20 protein-coding genes are annotated in these 26,670 nt (G+C 59.4%); 15 read left to right on the top strand and 5 right to left on the bottom strand.

What is annotated here, in order from left to right:
• Window positions 1-142 precede the first annotated feature (142 nt).
• On the top strand, window positions 143-1,663 hold the full coding sequence (exaC, locus tag WMQ00_RS08735; RefSeq protein WP_340440896.1) for an acetaldehyde dehydrogenase ExaC: 1,521 nt from the start codon (window positions 143-145) through the stop codon (window positions 1,661-1,663).
• Window positions 1,664-1,714: 51 nt separating this feature from the next.
• Here the strand turns inward: exaC and WMQ00_RS08730 are convergent, their stop codons facing one another.
• Window positions 1,715-2,881: an alpha/beta hydrolase gene (locus WMQ00_RS08730; RefSeq protein WP_316331016.1), complete on the bottom strand. Its 1,167-nt coding sequence runs from the start codon at window positions 2,879-2,881 to the stop codon at window positions 1,715-1,717.
• Complete coding sequence (locus WMQ00_RS08725) at window positions 2,878-3,141, bottom strand: hypothetical protein (protein ID WP_284835489.1); 264 nt, start codon at window positions 3,139-3,141, stop codon at window positions 2,878-2,880. The genes WMQ00_RS08730 and WMQ00_RS08725 overlap by 4 nt, the downstream gene beginning before the upstream one ends.
• Window positions 3,142-3,232: 91 nt before the next feature.
• On the opposite strand from WMQ00_RS08725, the gene WMQ00_RS08720 reads away from it, so the two are divergent.
• A complete protein-coding gene (locus WMQ00_RS08720) occupies window positions 3,233-4,048 on the top strand; it encodes a carbon-nitrogen hydrolase family protein (protein ID WP_284835488.1) in 816 nt (271 codons plus the stop codon).
• Here WMQ00_RS08720 and WMQ00_RS08715 read toward each other — a convergent pair.
• Window positions 4,045-5,217, bottom strand: coding sequence for an FAD-binding oxidoreductase (locus WMQ00_RS08715; protein WP_316331017.1), 1,173 nt, complete (start codon window positions 5,215-5,217; stop codon window positions 4,045-4,047). The genes WMQ00_RS08720 and WMQ00_RS08715 overlap by 4 nt on opposite strands.
• A 179-nt stretch (window positions 5,218-5,396) precedes the next feature.
• Between WMQ00_RS08715 and WMQ00_RS08710 the strand changes: the two genes are divergently transcribed.
• The 9 genes from WMQ00_RS08710 (at window position 5,397) to fbaA (ending at window position 17,353) form a co-directional block, all read left to right on the top strand.
• Window positions 5,397-6,770: a sodium/glutamate symporter gene (locus tag WMQ00_RS08710; RefSeq protein ID WP_023019999.1), complete on the top strand. Its 1,374-nt coding sequence runs from the start codon at window positions 5,397-5,399 to the stop codon at window positions 6,768-6,770.
• A gap of 261 nt (window positions 6,771-7,031) precedes the next feature.
• Entirely contained in the window at window positions 7,032-8,444 is a 1,413-nt protein-coding gene (locus tag WMQ00_RS08705) for a TetR/AcrR family transcriptional regulator (RefSeq protein WP_023019998.1), read from the top strand.
• A gap of 132 nt (window positions 8,445-8,576) precedes the next feature.
• Entirely contained in the window at window positions 8,577-11,132 is a 2,556-nt protein-coding gene (clpB, locus tag WMQ00_RS08700) for an ATP-dependent chaperone ClpB (RefSeq protein WP_316331018.1), read from the top strand.
• Between the two features lie 55 nt (window positions 11,133-11,187).
• Window positions 11,188-12,045: a sulfurtransferase gene (locus tag WMQ00_RS08695; RefSeq protein ID WP_023019996.1), complete on the top strand. Its 858-nt coding sequence runs from the start codon at window positions 11,188-11,190 to the stop codon at window positions 12,043-12,045.
• 88 nt (window positions 12,046-12,133) lie between these two features.
• On the top strand, window positions 12,134-13,612 hold the full coding sequence (locus WMQ00_RS08690; RefSeq protein ID WP_340440895.1) for a hypothetical protein: 1,479 nt from the start codon (window positions 12,134-12,136) through the stop codon (window positions 13,610-13,612).
• Between the two features lie 75 nt (window positions 13,613-13,687).
• The gene (gene pyrE, locus WMQ00_RS08685) at window positions 13,688-14,272 is read left to right on the top strand and encodes an orotate phosphoribosyltransferase (protein ID WP_023019994.1); all 585 of its coding nucleotides are present in this window, start codon (window positions 13,688-13,690) and stop codon (window positions 14,270-14,272) included.
• Window positions 14,265-14,930: a TrmH family RNA methyltransferase gene (locus WMQ00_RS08680; RefSeq protein WP_200288592.1), complete on the top strand. Its 666-nt coding sequence runs from the start codon at window positions 14,265-14,267 to the stop codon at window positions 14,928-14,930. The genes pyrE and WMQ00_RS08680 overlap by 8 nt, the downstream gene beginning before the upstream one ends.
• Window positions 14,931-14,984: 54 nt before the next feature.
• Window positions 14,985-16,175, top strand: coding sequence for a glycoside hydrolase family 76 protein (locus tag WMQ00_RS08675; RefSeq protein ID WP_023027775.1), 1,191 nt, complete (start codon window positions 14,985-14,987; stop codon window positions 16,173-16,175).
• Window positions 16,176-16,318: 143 nt separating this feature from the next.
• Window positions 16,319-17,353 carry a class II fructose-bisphosphate aldolase gene (gene fbaA / locus WMQ00_RS08670; RefSeq protein WP_023019991.1) on the top strand — a complete coding sequence of 345 codons (1,035 nt, stop codon included), beginning with the start codon at window positions 16,319-16,321 and terminating at the stop codon, window positions 17,351-17,353.
• A 135-nt stretch (window positions 17,354-17,488) separates the two neighbouring features.
• Here the strand turns inward: fbaA and WMQ00_RS08665 are convergent, their stop codons facing one another.
• Window positions 17,489-18,559 (bottom strand): HNH endonuclease signature motif containing protein, encoded by a 1,071-nt coding sequence (locus WMQ00_RS08665; RefSeq protein WP_340440894.1) that lies wholly within the window; start codon window positions 18,557-18,559, stop codon window positions 17,489-17,491.
• A gap of 164 nt (window positions 18,560-18,723) precedes the next feature.
• Between WMQ00_RS08665 and WMQ00_RS08660 the strand changes: the two genes are divergently transcribed.
• Entirely contained in the window at window positions 18,724-19,923 is a 1,200-nt protein-coding gene (locus WMQ00_RS08660; protein ID WP_200288594.1) for an FUSC family protein, read from the top strand.
• A gap of 15 nt (window positions 19,924-19,938) precedes the next feature.
• On the opposite strand, the gene WMQ00_RS08655 is transcribed toward WMQ00_RS08660, so the two are convergent.
• A complete protein-coding gene (locus WMQ00_RS08655) occupies window positions 19,939-20,763 on the bottom strand; it encodes a hypothetical protein (RefSeq protein WP_340440893.1) in 825 nt (274 codons plus the stop codon).
• Window positions 20,764-20,850: 87 nt separating this feature from the next.
• Between WMQ00_RS08655 and WMQ00_RS08650 the strand changes: the two genes are divergently transcribed.
• From WMQ00_RS08650 to WMQ00_RS08640, 3 genes are all read left to right on the top strand, one after another.
• On the top strand, window positions 20,851-22,143 hold the full coding sequence (locus WMQ00_RS08650; RefSeq protein ID WP_023019987.1) for an adenylosuccinate synthase: 1,293 nt from the start codon (window positions 20,851-20,853) through the stop codon (window positions 22,141-22,143).
• Window positions 22,144-22,515: 372 nt separating this feature from the next.
• Window positions 22,516-22,839: a hypothetical protein gene (locus WMQ00_RS08645; protein ID WP_023019986.1), complete on the top strand. Its 324-nt coding sequence runs from the start codon at window positions 22,516-22,518 to the stop codon at window positions 22,837-22,839.
• A gap of 736 nt (window positions 22,840-23,575) precedes the next feature.
• On the top strand, window positions 23,576-26,670 hold a 3,095-nt coding region (locus tag WMQ00_RS08640), incomplete at its 3' end, for a VaFE repeat-containing surface-anchored protein (RefSeq protein ID WP_340440892.1).

Below are 26,670 nucleotides of genomic sequence, written 5' to 3'. Positions count from 1 at the left end.
CAAAGGGGATAGCTGCAATCAGTGCGCGTTGCAAAGTTTGGGGTTAGTATATTCAACACAAAGGTGACCTATGGCACATAAACCATAACGAGTGTCATGTACCACCGATGATCCTCGTATTCTCCAGGAAAGGACACGCACCATGACCCTGTACGCAGCTCCGGGAACCGAAGGCTCCATCGTCGATTACCGCGAACGCTATGACAACTACATTGGCGGCCAGTGGGTAGCACCCGTCGACGGCGAATATATGGACAACATCAGTCCGGTCAACGGCGAGGTATTCTGTCAGGTAGCTCGCGGCAAAGAAGCCGATATCAACCTGGCTATCGACGCCGCGGAAAAAGCCTTCGAGACCTTCGGCAAAACCACTCCAGCCGAGCGCGCATTGCTCCTGCACCGCATAGCGGACCGCGTCGAGGAAAATCTGGAAAAGATCGCGGTCGCTGAAACCTGGGAGAACGGTAAGGCTGTGCGCGAAACCCTTGCCGCCGATATTCCGCTCGCCGTAGATCACTTCCGCTACTTTGCCGGCGCCATCCGCGCCCAAGAAGGCCGCCTATCCCAGCTCAACCAGGACACCGTGGCCTACCACTACCATGAGCCGCTCGGAGTAGTGGGCCAGATTATCCCGTGGAACTTCCCGCTGCTCATGGCCGCTTGGAAGATCGCGCCCGCACTGGCTGCAGGTAACTGCATTGTTATGAAGCCAGCGGAGCAAACCCCTGCCTCAATCCTGCTTCTCATGGATATTATCGGTGACCTCCTCCCTGCTGGCGTGCTCAATATCGTCAACGGACTAGGTGAGGAGGCAGGCGCGGCACTCTCTGGCTCGGACCGCATTGCCAAGATTGCCTTCACCGGCTCTACTCCAGTGGGCAAGATCATCAACAAAGCCGCCGCAGACAAGGTCATCCCCGTCACCCTGGAACTGGGTGGTAAATCCCCATCTATCTTCTTTAAAGACATCATGGATGAAGATGATTCCTACCTGGAAAAGTGCGTTGAAGGCTTCGTTATGTTCGCCCTCAACCAAGGTGAGGTCTGCACCTGTCCATCCCGCGCCCTGGTGCACGAGGACATTGCGGATAAATTCTTGGAGCTGGCCATTGAGCGCGTGAAGAAGATCAAGATTGGCCACCCACTTGATACGGAAACCATGATGGGCGCGCAGGCTTCCGAGGAGCAGATGGACAAGATTAAGCAATACCTGGAGATCGGCCCGCAGGAAGGCGCGGAGACCCTCATCGGTGGCCACGTGAACAAGGTAGAAGGCTTGGAAAAGGGCTACTACATTGAGCCCACCGTGTTTAAGGGCAATAATGACATGCGCATCTTCCAGGAGGAGATCTTCGGCCCAGTACTCTCTGTAGCCACGTTCAAAGATTATGACGAGGCGATTGCCATCGCTAACGCTAGTAACTTTGGCCTCGGTGCAGGCGTATGGTCGCGTAGTCAAAACATTTGCTACCGCGCCGGCCGCGATATTCAGGCCGGCCGCGTATGGGTAAACCACTACCATGACTACCCGGCGCACAGCGCCTTCGGCGGCTACAAGGAATCCGGCCTTGGCCGTGAGAACCACTTGATGATGCTGGGCCACTATCAGGAGACTAAGAATATGTTGGTCTCCTACTCGGATCAGCCGGCCGGCCTGTTCTAAAACACCTCCCGCGGGTAAATCTGTGCAGGCGGTTCCACAATGTCGTGCGGCCTAGCGCGCCCGTGCCACTTGGCCTAGGCCGCGCAGGAACCGTGGGTCCTCCCAATAGGTGCCGTGGTCACCAGGGAGGCCATCTGCGCCGGGAAGGGGAGTGGCACCAAAGGCATCCGTGGTGGGATCGGGGCCATGGATGCCGCCGTGCGGCCCCGTCGCAATGGCGATGGGGTCGTGCGCGTTGGTAGCTGCCCAGATGCGGCCATGGAGTTCTGAGGAGTGGCTAGCGCCGGTTCCGGGGCTGCCGACGAGCACCACGTCATCAGCAATCTTGTCCTCCTTAGCGGCGTGCCCGGTGACTACTGAACCATAGGAATATCCCACTACGGTGCGCTTGGCCTGCGGATAACGCGCACCAAGCGCGCGCTGAAACCGGACGAGCTCTTGGCCAGCGGTGCGCGCGGGGTCGGCATGAATTGCCCGAGGCAGGGAAGATGGCGCCTGGTAGCCTAACCACACCACGGTCGGCCCACCGCTGGCTTTAGCCAAGTTGCGGCCCCGGTCCACCGCGCGCTGCCAGGTTTCTGGATCGGAGGAGTGAACTCCTTCGACAAATGTGGTGAGCGATGCCGGCGTGGTCCGGAATTCGCCTGGATCCACCATGGCAACAAGCCGTCCGTCGCTTGCTTCTAATACCTTCATATCTGGGTTTTTCGTGGCCAGCTGAGCCACGTGCTCGTTGGCTTGGGCTAGGTTAATCTCGTGAATGGTGTCCACAGGTAGATCGGAAAATTCTTCAAACCGCACGGGAGGAGAAACACCAGCAGGCGTACACAGGGCATCAATTTCTTGGGAACAGAGCCAATCGAGGGAATCGCCCAATGCTCGTACCTGACTTAATAGGAGCCCAGCGGCGCTGGCCGCCGCGACATTATGCTCGTCTATCTCACCTAGGAATGCGATGATGCGATCTTCTAGTTCCTCACGGCGGGCCTGCAGGTTGGCGTGGCGGTCAAGGGTGGCGGCAACGTGCTCCATCTGGTGCAACGACGGTGCCAGCAAGTCGGTAAAGCCTGCCAAGCTGGTCCGAGCGGCGTCGCCAGCAGGCCCTCCCAGCGATAGACTAAGCCAATCATGGTGCGAATCTATAAAACGAACGTGCAGTTCAGAGCGTTCTGTGCGCAGTTGGCTGGCGCCATTTCTTAGAGCCGCTGAGAGGGTCATCGAGCGGCTCCTAGCGATTGGCCTAGCTGGGAATCCACCCCGGCGGCGGTGTTGAGGAAGTCCGCGACGGAGCGCAATTGCTCGGCCGTGGCATCCTCAGTTGCGGACACGGTGCTGGACCAAGCTGACCGGGCTCGCTCCAGCGCGTCCGCGGTCCGGCAGGCGGTATCGAGCGCGGCCGTCGGCGGTGGCAGCGGAGGCCGTGAGAGCAGGGAACGGACATAATCGGGTAAGTGCGTGGGAATTTCTACATAGTTCATGCCCTTTAGCCTGATGGACCTCGCGGTTCAGCGCTATGGGCACAGAGGCAGCCTGTGGATAACTCGGTTCCGCTTCATTACTTTGGAAGGCATGAAGGTAGCAGCAGTGCAGTTAACATCCACCGGAAATATCACCGAAAACCAGGAGATAGCCCTAGCAAAGATCCGTGAAGCCGCTGGAAACGGGGCGCGACTTATCGTGATGCCAGAGGCCACGTCACAGAATTTCCGCTCCGGGCGTCTTGATGAGCAGGCGCAATCACTCGAAGGTCCGTTTGCCACGGCGATCCAAGCTCTGGCAGAAGAACTCGAGGTTACCGTCGTAGCCGGCATGTTTTGCCCAGCCGATACCGTTGAGCGCGATGGCAAGACCATCAATCGGGTTAGCAATACAGCGCTTATTGCAGGGCCTGGCGTGTTAGGTGGGTACGACAAGATTCATACCTATGACGCCTTCGATTACCGCGAATCGGATACTGTCTTGGCCGGCGAATCGCTGGTTGCCTTTGATGTTGATGACCTTGTAGTGGGCGTGGCCACCTGCTATGACATTCGCTTCCCGGAGCAGTTCAAGGAGCTAGCTAGCCAGGGCGCGCAGCTTATCGTGGTGCCTACCAGCTGGGCAGACGGCCCCGGCAAGCTGGAGCAGTGGCGCCTGCTTACGGCCGCGCGTGCCTTGGATTCCACCAGCTACATTGTGGCGGCCGGCCAATCGCGCCCAGGCGGTGACGCAAAAGCGGGCAATCCCTCCGGCCCGACGGGCATTGGACATTCCACCATCGTTGATCCGAACGGGGTGCGCGTGGCCGAGGCTGGCTACGAAGATGACATCCTCTATGCCGAGATCGATCCGAATGAGGTAGCGAAAACCCGCCGCACCTTGCCGGTCGTGACCCCTGCGGACTAGGCGAGTGCTGCGTAATCCTCCGGCTGCCAGCGCCCGTCGCGGCCCCAGCTAAGGACATCGATCTGCTGCTTGTTCAAGCCCTTCTTAACCAACTCTTGTTTACCTTCCGCAACCTCTTCGGCGGGGCCGACGAGCAGGAAGCGCGGGGGAGTGCCTGTGGATAACTCCACCTCGTTGACTACTACATCGGTCGGCTCTCCGGAGACCACATAATCGGCACCGGGGGCCAATTCGCGGGCGTTGAGCAACCACGGGTCCCTTTCTTCCCGCACGATGCGGCGCACTCGGACTCCTAGCGCTGCCAGATTTTGCTGGAAGTAGGTGTCATAGTGAGCACCGGGGCTGCCCGCTACGGCAAAGATGCGCGGTACGTGATTGTGGTCGCCGTCGTCCAGCGCGGCGAGCGCCGCGCAGCGGGCCGTGGCCCATCCGGTGCCGTAGGCAATGATGATTAGCTCTTCTGCGCCCGCGTTGTGGAGGCTTATTCCACCAGCGGGCTGGCCAAGGGTCCACCAATCACCGGGCTGCGCGTGCGCGAGGGACCGAGAGGCCTCACCCGCGGTGGAGACGTGGAAGACTAACTGGCCGGTTCCGTCGCTAGGCTGTGCGGGAGTAAGCATGCGCCATTGACCGGGCAAGTACTGCGTGGTCACGGGAAAGTGCTGTCCCGGTTGATAGGGCACGGCTAAGCCGGCTTCCACGCGAATAATAGAAGTATCACGGGTGGGATGGTCTACAGCCACCACTTGCGCCGAGTGCGCCGGTGCTTCGCCGGCGGCATCAGATTCTCCGGCAACCCGGGCCATCGTCGTGCATATGCGGTGGATGACATCGCGGGCGAAATCGTACTGATACTGCGTCAGTGCCAGGACTCGCAGGCCCGCTATCAGGGCGTGTTCAAAACGAGAATAAATCTCGGCCGGAAACCCATGCCGGCGGTGATCGCGGGCGAGTTGGGTGAGCTTTGCAGAGACTTCGGAAAGCAGGGGCTGTCCCGGCTCCGTATGTTCAATCACCCACGCCAGCGCGGGGACCAGAGAGGTATGGGTATCGCGCATAGACAGGGCGAATATTTGCCGGGATTCGGGCACCGCGTTAAAGAAATGCTCGTGCACCGCATCGCGGTACTCGTTTGCGTAATTTCGAAAATGCTCGCCCAATTCCCACATGTCTCATCATCCTAATAGTCGGTGCCGCACCGGAGGTCGAGCTACATACTGAAAGCTGTAGTGGGGGTGAAAACGGGAGCCTATGTTGTGGATCACTTAGTGGAAGGTATTGTATTCCCTATCCGTCTGCCCTCTAACGGGGGCAAGCCGCCATAATTGCACAGCTAGAAAGGGTCTCCATGGAAGATTTTTCCGCTTATACGCTCATGCTGGATGTGGGCTGGATTTCTTTGCTCATGGTCATCGGCAATGTCCTGCGTCACCAAGTGAAGTTCATCTTCCAGGACCTGTTGCTACCTGCCCCGATTACCGCCGGCCTCATCGGCTTGCTGGTTGGTCCAAACGTGCTGGGTTGGATTAACTTCTCCGATAACTTGGGTGACTACACCTCCATCCTCATCGCGGTGGTCTTTGCGTCTATGGCCTACTCCATGGAAGTAGGCGGAAATATGGGCAAGGGTGCGCGCAATATGTGGGGCTACTCCACCATGATGTTTACCGGCCAGTGGGGCCTGTTCATCGTGCTGGGTCTTTTCCTCTTTGCGCCGCTATTTGATACCCCAAATTGGTTCGGCATGATGCTGCCCGTTGGCTTTACCGGCGGCTTTGGTACCGCCGCGGCCGTGGGTGGCGCGCTCGAAGGTGTAGGCGCTGATGCGGCATCCTCGCTGGGCTTTACCTCGGCGACCGTCGGCACGCTGGCCGCAATCATTGGCGGCGTTATCGCCGGCAACTGGGGCATCCGCAAGGGCAAGGTTTCCCACGTGCCCAAGGAGCTGCCGGAAGAGCTGCGCCGCGGCTACATCAAAAACATTGATGATCGTCCGTCGCTCGGCCGCGCTACCACCAATCCCTCGTCCATCGAGCCGCTCGCACTGCACTTCGGCTTCATCATCCTGACCGTGATGACTGCCTACGGCATCAACCAGGGTTTGAGCAGCATCTGGGAGAATGTCTCCGTGCCGCTCTTTGCCATGTCCATGGTGGTGGGACTATTCTTCCGCGCGCTTATGAACTTCGTGGGCGCCGAGGACTACCTAGATAAGGACTCCATTTCCTCCATCTCCGGAGCAGCCACGGACTACCTCATTGCCTTCGGCGTGGCCGCCATCGTTCCGGCCGCCATTGCTTCCTACTGGCAGGCGCTTCTTCTCCTCTTTATCCTCGGCACCATCTTCTGTGTGTTCTTCTTGCTGTGGTTCCCGGCCGAGTTCTTTGGTGAGCGCTGGATTGAGCGCGGCATCTTTGGCTGGGGTTGGGCCACCGCCACCGTGGCGACCGGCATTGCCATCCTGAAGATCGTGGATCCCAAGCTCAAGTCCGGCACCCTGTCTGAATATGGCATGGCCTATATCGGCTTCGGACCCTTTGAAATCTCGTGGACCATCATCGCGCCAATGGCCGTCATGTACGGGTTTACCGGCATTTTCGGCGCCATTTCCTTGGCGATTTCCATCGGCGTCTATATCGCCTTTAAATCCATGCGTCTTATGCCACCGCGCGGCACCATCTTTCAAGAGGGTATTGGCCATGTAGGACAAAGGCAGGAATAGCCGCGCTTGCCGACGTCCCCCCTCCCGCATCGCTACCTTAAAAAACTATGAGATTGGGTGCACCAAAACTTAGAAAATGGTTCCCAGTGCGAGGCGGGTGGACGCGGCTGCGGTCGTGACCATGGCCTATCGGTCCCGCTACCACCGTCAACATCGGTGAGGGTAAAAATACTTGAAAAGTGCAATCGATTGGGACTATCCCTAAACCTTAAAATTTGTTAGAATCAGCTGGTGTCAATCTCTGGCGTGATGAGGAAATAGATGTACCAGTTGGATGGGGCTTCCAGGCGGGTGATTATCCTGGAAGCCGCTGTTTATGTAGCGGGTTGCGAAGGCGAGCAGGCCGTTACCGTGGAATCTGTGGCAGACCAGGCTGGCCTCTCGCCGGAGGCGGTTTCTGAGGAATTTAGCAGCGGTGCTGCCATGCTTGCGGAAATCCCAGATTTTTTGGATTGCCGCATGTCTGAATACATGGTGGAGGCTGCACGTCACCTGCCAGAGGGTAACTCTGGCGGCGATGTCCTCATGCAGTTGGCGGAGGCCTACTTTGCCTACGCGCAAGACGAGCCCGACATCTACCACTACCTTTTCGAACGGTACGATGCCATGGATGAGGAGCGGGTCTGCCAATTTGCCAAGGGGGAAAAGTCGGGCACGCCGGGTGCGGACATGGCGCTGAACGTCGTCAAGCGCTTTGCCGAAGAGCAGGGTGCCGTCGTAGCGGCAGACGGAGATATCTCGCCCCTGGAAATCGGCCGCATTACTTTGGCCCTCTGGTCGCTCATCCATGGCATGGGCCACCTGAGTGTGGTGGGCATCTTGCGCCTGCAGCATGCCGTTATTCGCGCCGCTAACCTGAAGCAGGTGGATCGCCTCGTGGTTGATGCCCTGCAATATTGGTTTAAAAATAAGCAGATCCCGCAGCGCCGCCCCATTATGAACGATGCCCGCGGCATTGTAGAAAAGGTCATGGGTAGCGAACGTGAAAAGCCCTTCGTAGCCCCGGATAACCTCGAGCAAATGGACCCGGAGGAAGCCAAGAAGGTCATTATTGAGGCCGCGCTGCGCGTTGCTGGTCGCAACGGCGTCGACCGTCGCTTCTTTGACCACGTGGCCGAAAAGCTTGGTACCTCCAAAGACTTCCTGACCACCATTGTGGACAATGACTTCGCGCTGCGTGAGGTGGCAGAAACTCTCACCACCACAGAGATGGCGAAGATCTTTGAGGCCTGCCTCGCCGAGCTTCCGGATGACACCCCCACGGTAGACCGCCTGCAGATTGTTGCGGCCGCCTACTTTAACTACGCGATGATGTACCCAGAGCGTTTCAGCTCCATTATTGCGCTGGCCAGCGGTTCTGTAGTTCCGCACAATGGTGATGGTAGCTCGCATGAGGGCATGACCAAGAACTTCGCCATCATGATGGATCTGCTCCGCAAGTTTGTCATCGAGATGGGAATTACTCCCACCGACCAGCTGGTTTATATCAGCACTTTGGCCGTGTGGGCAGGGGCCAATGGCATTGCCCATCTGTGCAGCATCGGCGATTTCAAGAGCTTTAATGAAGATCTCAAGTGGGCGCTTTTTATCCAGGTGGTAACCGTGTCCTTCTTTGCCATCGCCCATGGCTTGCAGATTCTTGGCCATGAAAACGAGGAGTTCAAGCAGGTTTAATCACCCTGTGCAAAGTTGAGCGACCTACGCTCAAAAATATTTAGGTTGAGTGGAATAGGCTCAACTCTGGGTGCGTTGTACTAAGTGAAGCCCTACAGTGGGTGAATAAATCTTAGAAGGAGCAACGCACACATGAACTCATTTAACCCCACCACTAAAACACAAGAGGCCTTGCAGGACGCCCTGCAAACCGCCTCTTCTAATGGAAACCCGGATATCCGCCCGGCTCACCTGCTGGCGGCAATTCTCAGCCAGGACGGCGGAATCGCCGCTCCGGTTCTTAAGGCCACCGGCGTAGATCCGGATACTGTGCTCAAGGAAGCCCGCGAGCTTGTTGATTCTTATCCCAAGGCCGAGGGCGCCAATATGGCCAACCCGCAATTTAACCGCGACGGCCTCAACGTCCTAACGCAGTCGCAGGAACTGGCCGGTGAGCTTGGTGATGAATTCGTTTCCACCGAGGTTCTGCTGGCTGCCATCGCCGCCTCCAAGACCGATGCCGCCGAGCTGCTTACCGGCCGCGGTGCTACTTATGACGCCATCAAGGGCGCTTTCCCTTCCGTGCGCGGTGCTGCCAAGGTAACCTCCGAGAATCCGGAGGACCAATTCCAGGCTTTGGAAAAGTACGCCACTGACCTCACTGCTCGCGCCCGCGAAGGCAAGATCGACCCGGTCATCGGCCGTGATCAGGAAATTCGCCGCGTGGTCCAGGTGCTCAGCCGGCGCACGAAGAATAACCCGGTACTCATTGGCGAGCCCGGCGTGGGCAAGACCGCCATCGTGGAAGGCTTGGCCCGCCGCATCGTGGCTGGCGATGTCCCCGAGTCTCTCAAGGGCAAGACCCTCATCAGCCTGGACTTGGGTTCCATGGTCGCTGGCGCTAAGTACCGCGGTGAATTCGAGGAGCGCTTAAAGTCCGTGCTCGATGAGATTAAGTCCTCTGAGGGCGAGATCATCACCTTCATCGACGAGCTGCACACCATCGTCGGCGCCGGTGCTACCGGTGACGGCTCTATGGACGCCGGCAATATGATCAAACCCATGCTGGCCCGTGGCGAGCTGCGCCTCGTAGGCGCCACTACCTTGGACGAGTACCGCAAGTACATCGAAAAGGACGCCGCTCTGGAGCGCCGCTTCCAGCAGGTCTATGCTGCCGAGCCCTCCGTGGAGGACACCATCGGTATTCTGCGTGGCCTGAAGGAGCGCTACGAGGTGCATCACGGCGTGCGCATTATGGACTCCGCGTTGGTTTCGGCCGCCGAGCTGTCCAATCGCTACATCACCAACCGCTTCCTGCCGGATAAGGCCATTGACCTTGTCGACGAAGCAGGTTCCCGCCTGCGCATGGAGATCGATTCCTCCCCGCAGGAAATCGACGAGCTCGAGCGCATCGTCCGCCGCATGGAGATTGAAGAGCTCGCGCTGAAGAAGGAATCGGACGCTGCTTCTCAAGACCGCCTGGCCACCCTGCAAGGTGAGCTTGCGGACCAGCGCGAGAAGCTCGGCGAGCTCAAGGCCCGCTGGGCTAATGAGAAGAAGGCCATCGATGATGTGCAAAACATCAAGGAAGAACTCGATGACCTGCGCCGACAAGCAGAAATCGCCGAGCGTGATGGCGACCTCGCACTCGCCTCTGAGATTAACTACGGCAAGATTCCGCCGCTGGAAAAGGATCTTGCGGCCGCCGAAGTTAAGGCCACCGAGCAGCGCAATACCATGCTCGATGAGGAAGTAAGCCCAGACACCATCGCTGAGGTCGTCTCCGCTTGGACCGGCATTCCGGCCGGCAAGATGCTGCAGGGCGAGACAGAAAAGCTGCTCAATATGGAATCCGTGCTGGGCAAGCGCGTGGTGGGACAGAAGGAAGCCGTTACCGCGGTATCGGATGCTGTGCGCCGTTCCCGTGCGGGAGTGGCCGATCCGAACCGCCCCACCGGTTCTTTCCTCTTCCTCGGTCCTACCGGCGTGGGCAAGACCGAGCTTGCGAAGGCCCTGGCGGACTTCCTCTTCGACGATGAATCCGCGATGGTTCGCATCGATATGTCCGAGTACGGGGAGAAGCACTCCGTTTCCCGCCTCGTTGGTGCTCCTCCGGGATACGTCGGCCACGAGGCCGGCGGACAGCTCACCGAGGCCGTGCGCCGTCGCCCCTACACGCTCGTGCTTTTCGACGAGGTAGAAAAGGCCCACCCCGATGTCTTCGACGTCCTCCTACAGGTCTTGGATGAGGGACGGCTTACCGATGGCCAGGGACGCACCGTCGACTTCCGCAATACCGTCATCATCTTGACCTCCAACTTGGGCGCCGGCGGCACCCGGGAGGAAACCATGGATGCGGTGAAGAAGGCCTTCAAGCCTGAATTCATCAACCGTCTCGATGACGTGGTCATGTTTGAGCCCCTTTCTGAGGAGCTTCTACGCGGCATTGTCGACATCCAGCTGCGCGGCCTGTCCGAGCGTCTCGACGCCCGCCGCCTGACCTTGCAAGTCTCGGATTCTGCCAAGTCCTGGCTGGCCGAGCGCGGCTACGACCCAGCCTACGGTGCCCGTCCGCTGCGCCGTACCATCCAGCAGGCCATTGGTGACAAGCTCGCCAAGAAGCTGTTGGCCGGCGATATCGTCGATGGCGACACTGTCCACGTGGACGTCGCAGATGGCGGTGCCGAGCTAGACATCGCCGCCCGCTAGTCGGCCGCGTACCGCCCGCCGCGCCAAATCCTGCTCATGCCCCTAGACTCGGGGCATGAGCATTTTGGTCTCCCCACAAGAACTCCGCGAATCCATTTATCACGGCGAACGATTTACCCTCTTGGCCACCCACTGGCAGCCACAGCTGCGTCAGAGCTATAACCAGTTCACTTCCTTGCATATTCCTACGGCACTGTTTAGCGATACCGCTAATTCCTTCGCCGGTCTCCCCGGTTCACAGGTAGGCCGCAACCCGCTGCCGGATCCGGATAAGCTGCAGGAGCACTTCCGCCAGTGGGGAATCCGTGAGGACCGCCCCGTCGTGGTCTATGACGAGGGGCGCGGCCTATTCGCCGGCCGCGCGTGGTGGACCTTGCGCTGGGCCGGCTTGGACAACGTCCGCATCCTCGACGGCGGCTTGGCCAATTGGCGCCACCTGGGCTATACGACGCTGACCGGCCCCGGCAACTTCGCCGTGGGCGCCAGCGCCACGGTAAACCCCGGCCAGATGCCGGTGGCCACCATCGATGACGTGCGCAGTCACGATGGCCTGCTCATCGATACCCGCACCCGCAACCGCTTTGCCGGCCGCCGCGAAAACCTCGACCTTAAGGCCGGTCATATCCCCGGCGCCGTCAATGTGCCGGAGCGCCTCTTCCACAACGACGGCCTGCGCACCTGGAAGTCTGCGGGTGAAATCCGCGAAGTTCTTTTCGACGCCGGACTAACCCCCGACAATGTCCAAGGCGCCATCATCTACTCCGGCTCTGGCAACCACTCCGCCCTCGCCCTCGCCGCCATGCACGACGCCGGCTTCACCGGCCTGCGCCACTATGTCGGCGGCTGGTCGCAGTGGTCCGCTAACCCTAAGAACCCTGTCGAGCGCGGCGACCGCCTTACCGTCAACGGCTAATCGCCCACGCTCACCCCTCGCCCTCAGCCTCCCGCCTCCGCGCGCCGAGCGCTGAGGGCTTGTTTGTTCCTACTACTATCGTGGGGTGATGGCTTTTCTAATCCTTGCTTTGGCGCTACTTCTCGGCATTGTCGGCGGTGCCTTGCTGCTTTACGACGGCAAACAGCGCACCTCCGCCCCTACACTCTCCGCCGACACGGACCCGACGCCCGCTGACGCCACGCCTGCAGACACCGCGCCCGCGGACACCGCTCCTGCAGACACCACTCCCGCAGACGCCGCGCCTGTCGACGCCGCTTCCCCCGAGCCTGAGCCCAGGACCGAGTCCACCGAGTCCGCCGAGCCTGCTTCTTCCGATACCGCTCCCGTTGACTCGACCTCTAGCGATGCCCCCGCTGTCGACCCAGCTCACCTAGCGTCTTCGCCAGCTGCCCCAGCTCCCGAGTCCCATGCCGAAGCCACACCAGAGTCCGCACCGGAGTCTGAAACCCAGCAAGACCCTGAGCCAACCCCTGAGCGCGGACCAGACCAGGAGCCGAGCAACGAGCCGAAGCACGAGCGAAGCCACAATCCGAGCCAGGAGACCGCGAGCGAGAACCGCGCGCCCTCCAAGCCGCACACCCGCCATCGGCCGATTCTGCCGGGAACGTTGCGTCGCGAGCGCCGCAGTTGGGCAGAAGCAAAAGACTTCGAATTTATGAAGTCCGATCCTTACCTCGTAGATGAATGGACGAGGGGAGTGGCCTCTACCGGTGCGGCGCCAAAAGACATTGTCGCGGGAAACGTGTATGGCCACGAGATGCTGTTGATGGATATTGATGGCGTCAACGTCATGGCGATGCGCACCGGAGCGGCCTCAGACATGGTGGTGGACTTCCGTCGCTTCGACCGCGAAGACACGAAGGCCTCCGAGGATCTGCATTTAGCCATGACTCTTGAGGGGTTTGATGTGTATTCCTCGGATAGTGCTGTTACCGAGCGCATGGTAGACGAGCGTGTTCACGTCGCCCTGCAGCAAATGCCCGAAGCGGTCACCGCACTGTGGATGGAAACTGAGTGGGTGCTAGCACAGACTACGAAGCAGGCGCGCTCCGCGGAATGGGAAGCGATGCTACCGCCGCTTGCGTTATTGGCAGACGCCGCCCGTGTCTTGCCACCGCGCTCCTCGGCCACTCACGTGGTGCGACTAGAGGAATTGGATCCAGCTCGCGAGATTCCCGCCCAGCCCATCGCGGAAGCTGTCGGCGGTGCGCCGGCTGCCGGTGCGCCCGTGTTTGAGCGTCCCGTCATCCAGCGGCCGGAAGAGCCTTTGCACATGCCGTCCCGGGCGTACTCCGAAACCCGCGGCCCGGTCGAACACAGCGCGCTAGGCGGCGACGAAGTAGACGCTATTGCCGACGGCCGCGAGCGCCCCACCCCCGATTCTCATACCGCCCGCCTGCCGCGCCAGCAGTTCCGCGCTGCCTCCATCTTCGACGGCCCCTCCGAAGATTCCACTAGTGGGCCCGCCCCCGGCGCGGCCGATTCCCGTGCAGCCGAGGAATCGGACCCCCGCCGGGAAGAGTAGCCTAGAGACCGATACTGGCGGCCTGCCACCACGCGCGAACCGCCGCGCACGAACCACGACAAGGAGCAGATGACTATGGATTCTCACAACACCAATGCGCACACCGCGAATGCCCAGAACCTGGATGCCGAGAAGAAGGCCCGCCTTGCCGAGCTAGTCAAGGAACTGGCCGTAGTCCACGGCAAGGTGACCCTGTCCTCGGGCAAGGAAGCTAACTACTACGTGGATCTGCGCCGCGCTACCTTGCACCACGAGGCCTCCCGCCTCATCGGTGCGCTGCTTCGCGAGTTGACCGCCGATTGGGATTTCGCGGCCGTCGGTGGCCTAACGCTCGGCGCTGACCCTGTTGCTACTTCCATCATGCATGCCGACGGCCGCGATATCGACGCCTTCGTCGTGCGCAAAGAAGCCAAGAAGCACGGCATGCAGCGCCGCATCGAGGGCACGGACGTGGAAGGAAAGAAGGTCCTTGTCGTAGAAGACACCACGACCACCGGTAACTCCCCGCTGACCGCCGTGGCTGCGCTGCGCGAGGCCGGCGCCGAGGTCGTTGGCGTAGCGACCGTCGTAGACCGCGAGACTGGTGCCGGCGACGTCATCGCCGCAGAAGGCCTTGAATACCGCTCCCTGTTGGGCCTGGGCGACCTTGACCTTGCCTAACGCAGACGAGGCCAAGGGCCCGACCGAGTGGAACGAGGGCCGCCATGGCGTAGGCCCGTGGGAAGGTCCGCTGCCGCAAGGGCCAGAGGCTGAGAAATACGACCCAGAGCTGCTCGCTGAAGGCGACCGTCGCAACGTCGTCGATGCCTACCGCTACTGGAGCAGGGAAGCGATCAAAAAGGACATCGATAAGCGCCGGCATAGCCTGCACATCGCTATCGAGAACTTTGAAAACGATGCCAATATTGGCACCGTCGTGCGTACCGCCAACGCCTTCGCCGTCGATACAGTGCACATCGTCGGCCGCCGGCGGTGGAATCGGCGTGGGGCAATGGTGACGGATAGGTACCAGCACTTGATGCACCATGAGAGCGTCGAGAAGCTTATTGCGTGGGCGGCCGAGGAGGGGCTGACCGTCGTCGCCATCGACAACACCCCCGGTTGCGTGCCCCTGGAAACGGCCGAGCTGCCCGAGCGCAGCCTTTTACTTTTCGGCCAGGAAGGCCCCGGCGTGACACAAGCTGCCCAGGACGCCGCCGTGATGACCTGCTCCATCGCCCAGTTCGGCTCTACTCGTTCCATCAATGCAGGCGTCGCGGCCGGAATCGCCATGCACGCCTGGATTCGCCAGCACGCTGATCTAGCCAACTCTTGGTAGGAAGATCGTTACACTAGCTATATCTACCCGCGTAACTGGAGTGATAGAGGAATCGTGGAAGAAAAATGGGCCCACCGCGCCGAACTTGCAGAAGCGGCCATCAATGAGCGCCACGCGCACCCTGTGTGGGGCCTGCCGCGCACCAATCTTGCGGTGGTGAGCTGGCCGCCTACCACGAAAGAAAAACTCTTCATCCATTGGCACTACTGGTGGCAGGCCCATTATTTGGATTGCCTCGTTGATGCGGCGCTGCGCAATAACACCAAGGTGCGCCGACAGCGCATCTTCGACACCATGCGGGGGATTCGTATCCGCAACCTGACGCAGCTGACGAAGAATAAATACTACGATGACAAGGGGTGGCTCGCCTTGGCCTTCGGCCGCGTGGAGGAGCTAAAGAAGGCGAAGACGCCGAAGCGTTTGGCGGAGCTGCAGCGCAATATCCACGAAGGACTCGATGAATCGCTCGGCGTGTTGCCGTGGCGCCTCGGCGAGAATTTCATGAACGTGCCCTCCAATGGCCCGGGCGCCATCATGTTGGCGCGGATGGGGCGCATTGAGGAAGCGCGCCACATCATCGACTGGATCTACGATCACCTGCTTGATGACGACGGCTACATCATGGACGGCGTGCGCATGCGCATGGACGGCCCTGAGGTGGTAAAAAACATCCACCCCTACTGCCAAGGCGTGGTTCTAGGTGCGTGCTTGGAAATTGTGCTGGCGCTGCGGGAAAAGGCCGGTATCGGTGATTTGGAGCAAATCGACAGCGTGCACGAGGCCGAGCTGGCGTCCGAGATGATGGACTACATTATCCGCATCCGCGGCCTGGTGCAGACGGTGGCTTCGGGCATGGCTACCCCCTCGGGCGTGGTGGACTGGGAGACCGGCGATGGTGATGGGGGCCTGTTTAAGGGCATATTGATGCGCTATCTTGCCGACGTCGCCGTGCGCCTGCCCGGCGATTCTCCCGCCAACCGTGCCACGAAGAAGCTGGCCGCGCGCATGGTGATGGCCTCGGCCGAGTCGGTGTGGGAGCACCGCTTAGAGGTTGATGGTCTGCCGATCTTCGGCTCTGATTGGTTGTCCGATGCGCGCCTGCCGCATAACTACGGCTTCGGCCGGCGCACCATGAGTGAGAAGGTAGGCATCATCCGCGTGGACGAGCGCGATTTATCCGTGCAACTTTCCGGATGGATGCTGATGGAGGCCTGCGCTCGCGTGACGCGGCATCTATCTAAATAGTCCGCAGGGGCGGGCCAGTTGTGCGGCGCGCATAGATGGGTTGAAAATGTCACAGAGTTTTTGCGGCAGAAATTCCGTGAAACGGGCATACTTGGGTGCTGGAACGTGTTTGACCACAAACCCACTTTTAAGGATGGAAATTCATGCCAATTGCAACCCCTGAGGTCTATAACGAGATGCTGGATACCGCGAAGAAGAATGGCTTCGCGTTCCCAGCTATCAACTGCACCTCTTCTGAGACCATTAACGCAGCTCTGAAGGGCTTTGCGGAGGCCGAGTCCGACGGCATCATCCAGTTCTCTACCGGCGGCGCAGCCTTCGGTTCCGGCCTGGCACTGAAGGATAAGGTCAAGGGTGCTCAGGCATTGGCCGCATTCGCTCATGAGGCCGCGAAGCACTACGGCGTCAATATCGCGCTGCACACCGACCACTGCCAGAAGGAGGTACTCGATGAGTACGTCCGCCCGTTGCTGGCTATCTCCCAGGAGCGCGTCGACCGCGGCGAGAACCCGCTGTTCCAGTCCCACATGTGGGACGGCTCCGCTATTCCAATCGACGAGAACCTGGTCATCGCACAGGAACTGCTGGAAAAGGCTAAGAACGCTCACGTCATCCTCGAGGCTGAGATTGGCGTCGTCGGCGGCGAAGAGGACGGCGTTCAGGCAAAGGCAGGCGCTAACCTGTACACCTCCCCGGAGGACTTTGAAAAGACCATCGATGCCCTGGGCACCGGTGAGAAGGGCCGCTACATGCTGGCCGCTACCTTCGGCAACGTTCACGGCGTCTACAAGCCAGGCAACGTGAAGCTGCGCCCAGAGGTCCTGCTGGAGGGCCAGAAGGTTGCACAGAAGAAGCTCGGCCTGGGTGAGGACGAGTACGCCTTCGACTTCGTCTTCCACGGTGGCTCCGGCTCCGAGAAGGAAAAGATTGAAGAGGCACTTCGCTACGGCGTCATCAAGATGAACGTGGATACCGATACCCAGTATGCCTTTACCAACCCGGTTGCTCGCCACATGATGGAAAACTACGATGGCGTCTTCAAGATTGACGGCGAGGTTGGCAACAAGAAGGTTTATGACCCACGCTCCTACCTGAAGAAGGCAGAGCAGGGCATGTCCGAGCGCGTCATCGAGTCTTGCCAGGACCTGCACTCTGTGGGCAAGTCCCTCTCCAAGTAACCTCTCCAAGCTGCGACAGCCTTTTAAGTAGGCACGCCGAACTGGCCGCTTCCCCACGTGGGAGGCGGCTTTTTCATGCCTTCGGCCAGGGCCAGGTTTCCGCGGGCGGCGCTGGCGGGTGGTGGGGCCGAGGGGCTAAGGACCAGGTGGCTGCGTGTGGCGATTCGGTGGCCGGGTGGGGCTGGGGACGAAGCGCGGGGTATTGCTCCACGGCGGTACCCAGGCGATGCGGCCACTTACGCGCACCATACGGCCGCGTTCTGTGGGTCGGGAGGGGTCATCCTGGTTGATGGCGTTGTGGTGTGCGCACAGGGTGACCAGATTTTCTTGGTTTGTGGGTCCGCCGGTGGACCAGGCGGTGAGGTGGTGGACTTGGGCGTCGTCGGCAGGCGTATTACAACCCGGCCACGCGCACACGGGGTGCTCGGCCGCGGCGAGCATGCGTTGTTTCCACGTGGCCATGCGCTCGGTGCGATACAGGTTTACCGGGCCGTGCTCGGGGTGAACGAGGCTGACATAGCCGCGCTGGGCGAGAGCGCGGGCAACCAGCTGTGCGCCGGTCATGCGGGCGCCGTTGGTGAGCTGGAGGGTGATATCGGAGGCGTCGGAAGGCGCGGCGACGATGCGGTCGAGCTGGTCTAGGGTGAGGATGACGTTGGTATGCACGGCCGGCAGCGCGCCGGGATTGCCCTCGAGGAGCACCTTCTTGGCGGCGGCGAGGGGATCGTCTTTGTTGACGGAGGAGAGCACGCCCTTGATATCGGCGATATCGGTGGGATCGGCCGTAATAGAGATGGTGTGTGGGCCGTCGGGGCGGCGAGTATAGCGCACACCGGGCTCGGGGCGGCGAGGTGGATTGAGCTGCTTGAGTAGCTTCTTGGCCACGGAGGGAATCAGGCGGGCCTCGGTGCGGCAGTGCGTTAGGCGCAGGTCCCAAGCGCGGTTGGGATCGCGTACGCGGCGGGTATAAGACTCGATGCTATCGAGCGTGGTGAGGTCATGGCCGCGGCTGCGGGCGGCCTCGCGGGCGTGGCGTTGCTTGCGGGTATTCGACGTGCGGCCGAAGTAGACGTGCTGCAGGCGGGCGAGTTGGGCAGCCAGAAGGGGACTGGCTCCGGCTTCGAGAAGCGAGTCTTCGGAGCAGCCCCGAAATTCGGCGACGAGGTCGACGCCGCGGCGGCATAGCAGAAGAAAATCGGTGTTCACACGGCCGAAGTTAAAGGGCACGCGAGGGCTGAACAAGCGGTGCGCGGCCGGGGAGGGAGAAATTGTGGATGAGTGGGGGAAAGGGGGCGTCGGCAAGAGCTGTCTACAGGTTAGCCGGCGGCCAAGATGCGCGGGGACAGCGGCGATGGTAGGGGCGGTCTTCTATGCTGGAAGGCATGTCGGAAGCGAAGGAAAGAGTCTCAACGCGGCAAAAGCTGCGGGTGATTGACCGCTCGGTGCTCTCGCGGGTAAACCGCATCCGCTCGCGGTTTGTTTATATTGTGCAGGCGACCATTGGTGCGGCGCTCGCGTACTGGGTGGCCGGCGATGTGGTGGGGCACCCGCAGCCGTTCTTTGCGCCGATTTCCGCGGTCATCATTTTAGGGATGTCCGGTGGGGACAGGATGAAGAAGGCGCTGGAGATGTCGATTGGCGGCATCATCGGCGTGGCCGTAGGCGACTTGCTCTTTCAGATTGTGGGGCAGGGGCCGTTCCAGATTTTCTTCATCGTGGGCGCGGGCCTGGTGGTGGGCTCGTTTTTGACCAAGTCGCCGCTGATTACTAACCAGATTGTCTTTGGCGCGATTTTGATTGCGACGATTTTTCCACCCACGGAGGGCCCGGGTGGCCTGCACCGCGCGATCGACGCGATGATTGGCTCAGGCATTGGCCTGATAACCATCGCGTTGATTCCCAATTCCCCGTTGGTGGAGGCGCGGCGCGAGGTATCGAAGGTGCTCAAGATTGCCTCGAGCATTCTTGCCGACGTCACGTACGGCATCCGCCAGCAAGACCCCGCCGTTATCCGAGATGCGCGCGAGGCGGTGCGCGGTACGCAAGACAGCGTGAATACCCTGCTGAGTGCGGCGCAATCGGGCAGGGAGGCCTCGGAGGTCTCGCCACTGTTGTGGGCATCGCGGCGCAGCATTCGCTCGCTGGAGCGCATCCTCATGCCGGTAGATAACGCGGTGCGCGGCGTGCGCGTGCTCTCCCGCCAGGCATTAGGCCTGACGGAGGACCGCGACAAGGTTTCAGACGCGCAGGTGGAATTGCTCGATGAGCTTTCTGAAATCATGCTCGCCATCAGCGAGCTCTACGGCCAAGGCAAACAGCATGGGCACGACGAAGCGATTGAGATTCCGGACCTCGTGCAGCGGCTGCGCATCGTGGGCGGGCGCGCCGGGCTAGACATCATCGACAAGGACGGCACGTTATCGGCCTATATGATTTTGGGCCAGACGCGCTCCATTGTGGTCGATATGCTGATGGTGTGCGGGCTCTCGCGTGAGTCGGCCGTGGCGCACCTCGTGCCGACGTCGCAGCATCCGGCCTATCCACCGGAGGTGTGGGGGCGCGAGGACTGAAGTCGTCGCGCGGGGCTAAGGGCGGACGATCTGGAGATCGCGTAGGTGGCGGTAGAAGGTCACGCGGGTCACCGGCCGCTTGTGGGGGACCGAATCGACGATGACGCGCAGCTGTGGGCCGCCGGCCTGGACGGCGCGGCCGGTGCGTACAGATTCAGGGGCGAGCTGGCCGGGCTTGCGCAGCAGCGAGCGGAGGCGGCCCTGGGACTCGACGGGGGAAGTGGCGCGGGCGGCGAGGATGCCGGGGGCATCGGTCATCGGGACCAGGCGTGCGCCGAAGGTCTTGGGGGAGGAGGCGGCGAGAGTGTGGTCGTCGATGATGATTTCGCCGGTGAAAGCTCCGTTTGTGGCATCTGAGATGGTGGCAGAGCCAGCGACTGCGAGGCCGGAATCATTGCGGATGAGAGGGGCTGGGCGGACCGGGGCGGTGCGGGCGAAGTCGAGGGCTTCGGCCGGGTCGGTGGGAAGCCCCCAGTTCTGTGCGGCGGCGGAAGGAGTAGCCGAGGACACGGGGATGAAGGCGACTTCGGCCCAGAGGCGATCGGAGCGCATGAGGCGGGTGAGTACGGCCGAAAGCGCAGCATCGGAGCCGGCGACGACGATGCGGGCGGGCTCTGTGAGGTGGGGCGCCTGCGGGGATGGCTCCGGCGTGCCGAGGTGGCGAACATCGGGTTGGGCGGCGATGTCATCGAGCGAGGGAGTGGGGTCTGTGGGGAGGAGGGGGTTGAGGAAGGCGTCGATAAGCGCGAGCTCTTTGCGGGTAGGAACGGCCGAGAGATCGTGGGCCTCAGCGGGCATGGAAATGTCCGGGGCGCCGCAGCGGAGGAACAAAAAACGCATGCGCACCATGCTACGCGCGCTTTTTGGGCCGGGAAAGTGTAAAGTTGGAGAGTATTTTGGCTTCAATAATGAGGAAGTGACTAAACAATGGCAGCGATCGTCATTGTCGGCGCCCAATGGGGCGACGAAGGCAAGGGCAAAGCGACCGACATCCTCGGCGGCAAGGTTGACTACGTGGTCAAGCCGAACGGCGGTAATAACGCCGGCCACACCGTCGTGGTAGGCGGCGATAAATATGAGCTGAAGCTCCTGCCGGCCGGCATTTTGTCTGAGAACGCTACCCCGGTGCTGGGCAATGGCGTGGTAATTAACCTCGAGGCGCTCTTTGATGAAATTGATGGCCTCGAAGCCCGCGGTGCGAATGCCTCGCGCCTGAAGATTTCCGCCAATGCGCACCTAGTAGCCCCTTACCATCAGACGCTCGACCGCGTGCAGGAGCGCTTCTTGGGTAAGCGCGCGATTGGCACCACCGGCCGCGGCATTGGTCCGACCTATGCCGATAAGGTCGCGCGCATCGGTATCCGTGTGCAGGACATCTTTGATGAGTCCATCCTGCGCCAGAAGGTGGAGTCTGCGCTGGACATTAAAAACCAGATGCTGGTGAAGATGTACAACCGCAAGGCCATCGAGGCAGATCAGATTGTGGAGTACTTCTTGAGCTACCGCGATCGCCTACGCCCGATGGTTATCGATGCCGAGCTCGAGCTCAACAAGGCCCTCGAGTCTGGTAAGCACGTACTCATGGAAGGCGGCCAGGCCACCATGCTGGATGTGGACCATGGCACTTACCCGTTCGTGACCTCGTCTAACCCGACCGCCGGTGGTGCTTCCGTGGGCTCCGGCATTGGTCCAACCCGCATCAAGACTTCCCTGGGCATCATCAAGGCCTACACCACCCGCGTGGGCGCTGGCCCGTTCCCCACCGAGCTTTTTGATAAGTGGGGCGAATACCTGCAGACCACCGGCGGCGAGATTGGCGTCAACACCGGCCGCAAGCGCCGTTGCGGCTGGTACGACTCCGTCATCGCGCGCTACGCCACCCGCGTGAACGGCTTTACCGATTACTTCCTGACCAAGCTGGACGTTCTCACCGGCATTGGCGAGATTCCTATCTGCGTGGCCTACGACGTCGACGGCAAGCGCTACGACGAGCTGCCGCTTACCCAGTCCGAGTTCCACCACGCCGAGCCCATCTTCGAGACCATGCCGGCCTGGGATGAGGACATCACGGAGTGCTCCACCTTTGAAGAGCTGCCGCAGAAGGCGCAGGATTACGTCCTGCGCTTGGAAGAGCTGTCTGGCTGCCGTATCTCCTATATCGGCGTTGGTCCGGGCCGCGACCAGACCATCGTGCGTCACGATGTCATGGAAGACCAGTAAGGATGTAGTCCTTATTAGCCTGGGGTGAGAGCCCCACTCTCTAGCACAGCTGAACTGGCTCTCTGCACGATGCTTCTTCTAGCCCTCCAAGCAGACAACAAAGGTTGCTACCCCTATCCAGCTCGCGGTCCCTTTAAGGATTTAGCCCTAATTGAGTGAAAGCGCCCGTGTCCCGTCATTGAGACGGAGCACGGGCGCTGTGGCGTTTTCAGCGCCCCTTAACCACCTCAAGCCCATGATTTGGTGAATTAAGGCTTTCCCTGTTGAACGTAACTAGATACTAAGCTAAAGTTAAGATTGCTTTAAGTACTGAGAGTTTTTCAGCTTTCGCGGGCCCTATTCCCGCGTATTACTACACAGGGAGTTACTTCAATGATTATCAAGCTTGTGAGCGGCCTGCTAGCCACGATTATGGGCTTCTTCGGCCTGGGCGCCCCGGCGCAGGAGGCTGCGCCGGCTCCTGAGCAGGAGCAGGTTGCCGTTGCTGGGCAGGGCAACAACGACGACGTGCAGGCACTTATCGACGCCGCCCATGCCGAAGCCGGCTACGACTTCATCAGCGTCCGTTACGAAGGCGACACCGCCCATATTGCCCTGAACCCGGAGACCTACAACCCGGACAAGGATGGCGATACTTTTGAGGCGGTTTCCCAGCTCCTGCAGGAAAAGGGCTACCGGGTTACTGCCGTTCTTTAAGGCCTAGTTCATTCCAGGATCCGCACTGCGGCCTCGGTAAAGCATCCGCTTGCCGACGCCCGTGCGGATTTTTCTTTGCCCAATTCTCCCTCACTCCCTATTCGGGGGTCCTAAGTGTGATTGTGACGACCTTAGGCAGAGTTTTCGCTCACACAGCCCTTCTTGGAGATGAGAGGCAAAAGGGTTAAGGATTACTACATTTCTAAATGTCGAACGTGCGTACACTCTTATCGAATGCCATGCAGTTACACCTGTAACACCAACTTTCTGGGGATGGTAGCGGGGTGACGCGAAGAAATTGCGTGCAATCCCCCCTCTCTAAAATTTGCAAGAAATTAGATAAAGCACAGCGTAAAGAAATATCTACGTAGGTCTTGTTAAAGCTAATCTTAGTATTGATTAAGCCATTAGTGTGGTGTCCAGACCTTAAGAAAGGCCTAGGATACATTGAACATACGTATTTAAACCTAGGTTAACCGTGGAAATAAGTGCATCCACCTGTGGGTATGAAATTAGAAATCCTGCATAACCTGCAGTTTTCTAAAGCTTTCTGGCTGGCGCCTTAAATTTTCCCGTGATACTATGCTGAGGGCACGATAAGAGTTAATCCAGATTCGGGTTCAAAACCCTGATTAACCGCAGTGTGTTCAAGTCTCAATTTCAGGTTCTGTTCAGCGAAGACACTCGCTGTACAGGAAAACGAATGTAAGTATTTGTACCGCTCGAAGAGGAAAGAATGAGTAAGTTAAGAAATATATCCCGAGAGGGGTGGATGGTCTTTACCGCAGTGCTTGCTGCAATTGCGGTAATCGCGGCCATGGTCACCGTTCCGGGTAGTAAGGCAGGGGCTGCTGAGCCTACCGACTTTACGCCGAACGTAGAGATGGGCGGTAGGGTTAATGTAGGCGAGGACGCCCAGGCATGGGGCTCTCTGACGTGGGCAGGTCCCCCTAAGGATGGCACGAAGGCAAACCCAAATAACAACGTGGGGTGGGCTTGGTGTATAGATCCTCTTGACAAGTACCCAAATAACAAAACTAGCGTTTTGTACTCGAAGGACAACGCGACAAAATTGAGCATTCCTTCCGAGTATCGGGACGCTGTGATTCGGTTAGCTCTCGAGTGGCAAAAGGCCATTAAGGCTGGGGATAAGGCCGCTGCGGGTACGTATGTGGTATACATGATAGCGCTGGTAAGTGAACGTCCGGATAACAGGACTGCGGCCGCCTATACCATTAACGGGCAACAGCCCAAGTACAACAACCCTTATGATCAAGTCAACTTTCCGACCTTTAATGGCTCTATGAAAGAATTCACAGATCTAACGGGTCTTGAGATTGAGAGCGCTTATACTCCGGGAAATAAGGGCCCTTCTTTCAAGAAGGTTTCAGAGATTCCTGAGCAACCTGCAGACTATTTCGTCACTGTGGTTATTCCGGTTGAGAAGAATGGGAAAAGGGCTCCAGGCATGCAGCGAGTAATGCCGCCGGATCAGCCGGGTCTGCCCGACGATGAAGGTGAAACTGAGGAACCTACTACTTCTCCGGAGACTCCGAAGACGGAGGAAAATCCGTCCGATGAGACCACTCCTGAGAATCCGGGTGAGGAGACTACCCCTAATAGTGAGACGACCACGGATTCTGAGCCGTCTAACACTGAGGAGACCACTCCAAAGGATTCCACTACTGAACCGACCTCTCCTGACGAGACCACTAAGGTGACTGAGCCGACCGCTCCGGTTCCAGGCACTGAAGAGCAGGAGAAGGACCTTAATCCGGAGATTAAGACTGAAGCTTCCTTTGATGGCGACAAGCAGCAGGTCGTTGCTGGCGCTACCGTTAAGGATAAGGTTCACTACGAGGAGCTTGTCCCGGGTAAGAAGTACACCCTAAAGGCTGAGCTGCGTAACAAGGCTGCTGGCGAGAACGGCGAGCACGCTATTCTTGGTACCGGTTCTGAGACCTTTGAAGCTACGGGTGAGTCCGGGGACGTTGAGGTAAAGATCAATGTCGATGACAGTGTGAAGAACCCTGTTGCTGCTGCCGTTGCTTATGAGAAGCTGTACTCCCACGAGGTGGATGAGAACGGCAAGGATGTCCCGAACGATTCCGGCGATGGCAACTTCATTGCGAAGCACGAGGACATTGATGATGAGGCGCAGACCGTCAATACCAAGTGGAATCCTGAGATTCACACGCAGGCCAAGATCAAGGATGGCAACCGTGTAGAGAAGGGTGCCACGGTTATTGACACTGTGACGTATAAGGATCTTGTTCCGGGTAAGAAGTACACCCTGAAGGCAAAACTCATCTCCAAGAAAGATGGCGAAACCGTACTGGGTGAAGGCTCTGCGGAACTGACTCCGAAGGAGTCCGCCGGTGAACAGAAGGTTGAGATCACCGTCAACGAGAAGGCAGATCCTGCTGTTGACGCTGCGGTTGCCTTCGAGAAGCTTGTATCTACCGAGGTAGACAAGGATGGCAACGAGACCACTGGCTCCTCCGATGAGAACGAGATTGCTACTCACGAAGACATCAACGATGAGAAGCAGACCGTTAACACCAAGTGGACCCCGTCTATCCAGACTAAGGCTGAATTTGACAACGCTAAGCAGGTAAAGGCTGGCGTCACCGTCAAGGACACCGTTACCTACACCGATTTGGTGCCGGGTAAGGAATACACCCTGAAGGCTGAGCTGCGTAACAAGGCTGAGAATGATAAGGGTGAGCACGAGGTCGTCGGCAAGGGCGATGTAACCTTCACTCCGAAGAAGTCTTCCGGCGAGCAGGTTGTTGACATTAAGGTCAACGATGACGTTGAAGGCGTTATCAAGGCTGCCGTCGCATTCGAGGATCTCTATTCCAAGCAGGTCGATGAGAACGGTAAGGACACTCCGAACTCTGACGAAGAGAAGAAGATTACCGATCACCGCGACATCGATGATGAGGCACAGACCGTAACCTCCAAGATGGAGCCATCCATCGGCACCAAGGCTGAGAAGGCTGAGGGCGATGAGATCAAGGCTGGCACCGTCATTACCGATAAGGTTAAGTACAACGACCTGGTTCCTGGCAAGGAATACACTCTGAATGCAGAGCTGCGTTCCAAGGTCAAGGACGAGACCACTGGTGACTTCCCGGTAATCGGCCACGGTGAGAAGACCTTCGTACCGAAGACCTCCGAGGGCACGGTAGAAGTCAAGATCACCGTTGATGAGGGTGTTACCGAGGCCGTTGATGAGGCAGTTGCTTTCGAGTACCTGACCTCCACTGCTGTTAACAAGGACGGCGAGGATTCCACCACTGGTGAGAAGAATGACATCGCCGAGCACACCAATATCGAGGACGAGGCTCAGACTGTAAAGTCTGACAAGCCTTCCGAGACCACCACTCCGGAGACCGCCACCTCTACCGAGGAGGTTCCGGATAAGCCTGGTCACGGTGGCGAGGGTGAAACCTCTACGCCTTCTTCCTCTGAGGATTCCTCTACCTCGACGACTAGCGAGGCCAGCGAGTCTGAGGAGCCGGGTGACTCTGAGAGTGAGAAGCCTTCCGAGTCTGAGGAACCGTCTGAGTCTGAGTCCAGTGAGTCTTCTGAGTCCGAGTCTGTAGAGACCACGTCTTCTGAAGCTTCCGAGACCTCTGAGTCTGACAAGCCTTCGGACGGCGAGTCGACGACCCCGGATAAGCCGACCGAGCCTTCTGAATCGACCGAGCCTAACGAGCCGGGTACCCCTGGTGACGACGAGAAGGACACTCCGAAGGTTTCCACTAACGCTGACTTCGAGGGTGGCCTGCGTGAGGTTGTTGCTGGTGCCAAGGTTGTGGACCA

The sequence above is a fragment of the Corynebacterium sp. KPL2825 genome, from assembly GCF_037908445.1.
GTDB classification, from domain to species: Bacteria; Actinomycetota; Actinomycetes; order Mycobacteriales; family Mycobacteriaceae; genus Corynebacterium; species Corynebacterium kefirresidentii.
The sequence above is the reverse complement of the archived record's forward strand: the minus strand, read 5'-3'. Positions and strand labels throughout refer to the sequence as shown.